Source organism: Malikia granosa, from assembly GCF_002980595.1.
Classification (GTDB): domain Bacteria; phylum Pseudomonadota; class Gammaproteobacteria; order Burkholderiales; family Burkholderiaceae_C; genus Malikia; species Malikia granosa.
This window is the reverse complement of sequence record NZ_PVLQ01000057.1, coordinates 1-834: the sequence shown is the minus strand read 5'-3', so window position 1 is coordinate 834 and position 834 is coordinate 1. Positions and strand designations below refer to the sequence as shown.

At 62.5% G+C, this 834-nt stretch carries 1 protein-coding gene; it reads left to right on the top strand.

The window, feature by feature from the left end:
- Nucleotides 1-67: 67 nt before the first annotated feature.
- Nucleotides 68-822, top strand: a protein-coding gene (locus tag C6P64_RS13440) for an IS5 family transposase (RefSeq protein ID WP_425436758.1) whose coding sequence is annotated in 2 segments (ribosomal slippage) — nucleotides 68-389 and nucleotides 389-822 — 756 coding nt in all. Because the reading frame shifts where the segments join, the coding sequence is not laid out codon by codon here.
- Nucleotides 823-834 lie beyond the last annotated feature (12 nt).

Genomic DNA, 834 nt, shown 5'->3' with positions numbered 1-834 from the left:
CTAGGGCGTGTCATCAATCGACAAGGTTGAACTTGAAGCCTGCGGGCGAGAGCCCAGATGAAAGGGCATGACCAGAAGATACGCGTTACGCGACGATCAGTGGGAGCGCATCAAGGATTTGCTGCCCGGGCGTGCCGGCCAGCCCGGAGCACAAGCCCGGGACAACCGCTTGTTCGTCGATGCCGTGCTCTATCGCTACCGGGCCGGCATCCCCTGGCGCGATCTTCCGGCGCGCTTCGGGGACTTCCGGGTGGTGCACCTGCGCCACAGTCGCTGGAGCCAGAGCGGTGTCTGGCAACGGGTCTTCGAAGCCCTGGCGCAGGAGGCCGACAACGAGTACGCGATGATCGACTCGACCATCGTACGAGCCCACCAGCACAGTGCTGGGGCAAAAGGGGGGCGCCACAAGCGATCGGACGCAGCCGCGGTGGACTGAGCACCAAGATCCACGCGACGGTGGATGCACTGGGAAATCCCACCGGATTTCATCTCACGCCAGGGCAGGCGCACGACCTCGAAGGGGCCGATGTGCTCCTGGCCGACACGGCGGCTGAGACGGTCATCGCCGACAAGGGCTATGACGCCCAGGCTCGAGTGGTCGAACCGCTGCTGGCTCAAGGAAAAGGCGTCGTCATCCCCTCGCGCAGCACCAAGAAGATGGCGCGGTACTACGATCTTCATCTCTACCAGGCCCGTCATCTGATCGAGAACTTCTTTGCCAAGCTCAAGCAATACCGAGCCATTGCCACGCGCTACGACAAGACGGCTCGCAACTTTCTGGGTGCCATCCACATCGCTGCTGCCGTAGTCTGGCTCAATTGATGACACGCCCTA